2 protein-coding genes are annotated in these 3,003 nt (G+C 66.8%); both read right to left on the bottom strand.

The genetic code is table 11. The features are described from left to right. Positions 1-136: 136 nt before the first annotated feature. The gene (gene bglA / locus VE25_RS19435; protein WP_244466987.1) at positions 137-1,807 is read right to left on the bottom strand and encodes a beta-galactosidase BglA; all 1,671 of its coding nucleotides are present in this window, start codon (positions 1,805-1,807) and stop codon (positions 137-139) included. Between the two features lie 187 nt (positions 1,808-1,994). Beyond that, entirely contained in the window at positions 1,995-2,945 is a 951-nt protein-coding gene (locus VE25_RS19430; RefSeq protein WP_046110331.1) for a glycoside hydrolase family protein, read from the bottom strand. Positions 2,946-3,003 lie beyond the last annotated feature (58 nt).

The raw sequence follows: 3,003 nt of genomic DNA, 5'->3' as shown, positions 1-3,003 counted from the left end.
CCCCTATCCCCTCCCCTCCAGGGGGAGGGGAACCGCTCCGCGTACTTTGGAGCGACGGCGCACAAGGGGCACGATGCGTCCCCTCCCCCTGGAGGGGAGGGGTTAGGGGTAGGGAGGTGTCCCGGCGGTCCCCGAACTACCCAACCTTCCCCACATACCCGCCGAACGGCTCCAGCACGATCCTGCCATCCGCCGGCGCCGCGACCACACCGGGCGCATCCAGTGCCTGCGGAGCCATCCCCTCGGGCAGCACGAACTCGCCCGTTTCCGCGCTCATATTGAACACGCACAGCAACTCCTCGCCCTGCCCGTATCTCGTGAACGCCAGAACGTCCGCGCCGGATTCCAGGATGCGGATGCCGCCCTTGGCCAGCACCGGGTGCGCTTTGCGGAAGGCGAGCATGGCGCGGTAGAATTCGAGGACGCTCCCTTCGACGCCGTCCTGCGTGTCGACGGCGCGGGTCAGGTGATCCATCGGCACCGGCAGCCAGGTCTTGTTGGCGGTGGAGAACGCACCATGGCGCACCTGCGCCTGCCAGACCATGGGCGTGCGGCAGCCGTCGCGGCCCTTGAACTGGGGCCAGAACTCGATACCATAGGGATCGGCGAGGTCCTCGAAGGCGAGCTCGGCTTCGGTCAGGCCCAGCTCCTCGCCCTGGTAGATGCAGACCGACCCCTTCATGGTCAGCAGCATCATGGCGGTGAGGCGGGTCAGCGCCTGCTCCTGCCCATGCACGGCCCAGCGGCTGACGTGGCGCACCACGTCGTGGTTGGAGAAGGCGAGGCAGAGCCACCCATCGGCGGCCGCCGTTTCGGTGGCGACGATCGACCGGCGGAAGTGCTCGGCCGAGAACTCGCCGCCGAGATAATCGAAGGTATAGGCCATGTGCAGCCGCTCGTGGCCGGCGGTGTACTTGGCCATGAGCTCGAGCTGGTGCTGGCTGTCGCCGATCTCGCCGACCGTGGTCTTGCCCGGATATTCGTCGACCAGCGCGCGCAGGCGCCTCAGGAACTCGAGGTTCTCGGGCCGCGACTTGTCGTAGAGGTGCTCCTGGAAGTTGTAAGGGTTGACCGCCGGCGCCGTCGAGGCGTTGAAGTCCTCGGGCTTGACCACGGGGTTGGGCTCAAGCCCCGTCGAGTGGAAGTAGAAGTTGACGGTATCGAGCCGGAAGCCGTCGACGTCGCGCTCGAGCCAGAAGCGCATTTCGCCGAGCACCGCCTCCTGCACCTGGGGGTTGTGGAAGTTGAGGTCGGGCTGCGAGGCGAGGAAATTGTGCATGTAGTACTGCATGCGCCGGCTGTCCCACGTCCAGGCGGAACCGCCGAAGATCGAGAGCCAGTTGTTGGGCGGCGTGCCGTCCGGCTTGGCGTCCGCCCACACATACCAGTCGGCCCGCGCATTGGTGCGCGACTGGCGGCTTTCGGCGAACCAGGCGTGCCGGTCGGAGGTGTGGGAGATCACCTGGTCGATCAGCACCTTGAGGCCCAGGGAATGGGCTTTCTGCACAAGCCGGTCGAAGTCTTCCAGCGTACCGAAGATCGGATCGATGTCGCGGTAGTTAGAGACGTCGTAGCCGAAATCCTTCATCGGCGAGGTGAAGACCGGCGAGAGCCAGATGGCGTCGACCCCGAGGTCGGCGACGTATTCCAGCCGGCTGGTGATGCCGGCAAGGTCGCCGACGCCGTCGCCGTTGTGGTCCTGGAAGGAGCGCGGATAGATCTGGTAGGTGACGGAGCCGCGCCACCAGTCCGCGTCCGTCGCCTGATCGGGCAGCGTCAGTTGCTCGGTCATCATGGTCGCGGTCATGGGCGGCTCCTGGCTCGGGGTCGTGCGAGTTATACTGCCCACAAAGGGCACGCAAGTGGGAGCCCTGTCTGCTCCCCCCCTTGAGAGGAGGGGTCGGGGGAAGTTTCCGTGGCTCACCGACTCACCCCCACCCTCGTTCCCTCCCCTCAAGGGGGAGGGAGGCGATGCGCCGCGACTTCCGATCTGGTCAGAACCGCTGCAATGCCGGGTCGAGCGCCAGCGGGCCGACATCGCGCTCGGCGACGAGCCGGCCGTCCTCGACCGTCAGCCGCGCGACGTGGATGACCGTTGACCGTTCGGCCGGGGTCATCGGCGGGTTGCCGGAAGTCTCCTCCCATTCGGAGTGGGTGAAGTAGTAGAGCGCGGCCCAGTCGCCCTGCGTCACCACATCCGCATGGCGGGCGAAGCGCCTGTCTTGTCGGTCGGCGCCCGGTTGATCGAGGATCAGCCCCTGCCGGCCCCAGGTGACCGCGTCGGTCGAGCGGAACACCCCCTGCCCGCGCCACTCGTCGACGATCATCCAGATATAGCCGCAGAGGGGGAAAACGTTCGGCCCCTCGTGCGGGACGCCGCCATCCTTGCCGGGGATGACCTCGCCGACGACCTGCCAGTCATAAAGGTCGCGGCTCGTCGCCACCCAGGTGCACGAGCCCTTGGCTTCGTCCTTGTACCAGAGGCGGTAGAGCCCGTCCGGGCATGGTGCAACGGCGGCGTCGATGACGTTGTCGGACGGCAGCGGCAACGGGCCGACACGCGTCCAGGTCTCGAGATCGGGGCTGGTGAAGTGGACGATGGTGCGGCGCGAGTTCCAGTCCGGATGGGTGCCGGTGATGTAGCTCAGGAACATGTGGTAGAGGCCGCCGATGTTGACGATCTCCGGCGCCCAGTGGGTGTTGAGACCCTCGTCTGCCGGATCGTCGAGGCCGGCGACGGTGCCCTTGTAGGTCCAGGTCAGCCCCGCATCGCGCGAGACGGCGACGCCGATGGGGCTGCCATGGATCCACTGGTAATCCGCCGAGGCGAAGTCGGCGCGGCGGCGGGTATAGAACATCCACCACTCGTTCGTGCCGGCGCGGTGGATGACCGTCGGATCGGCCGCCCCGTTCTCGATCGGATCGCTGTAGATCGGTGCGGACATGGTTTCCTCCCTTATACCGCAGCTTGGCACTCTCCCCCTTACCCTTGTGGGAGGGGGC

Origin of the sequence: Devosia geojensis (assembly GCF_000969415.1) — a bacterium.
GTDB lineage: Bacteria > Pseudomonadota > Alphaproteobacteria > Rhizobiales > Devosiaceae > Devosia > Devosia geojensis.
This window is presented reverse-complemented; position numbering and strand designations above follow the sequence as displayed.

Excerpts from the sequence above, each read along its gene's own strand:
- bglA (WP_244466987.1), bottom strand. The coding sequence starts at position 1,807 with ATGACCGCGACCATGATGACCGAGCAACTGACGCTGCCCGATCAGGCG.
- VE25_RS19430 (WP_046110331.1), bottom strand. The coding sequence starts at position 2,945 with ATGTCCGCACCGATCTACAGCGATCCGATCGAGAACGGGGCGGCCGAT.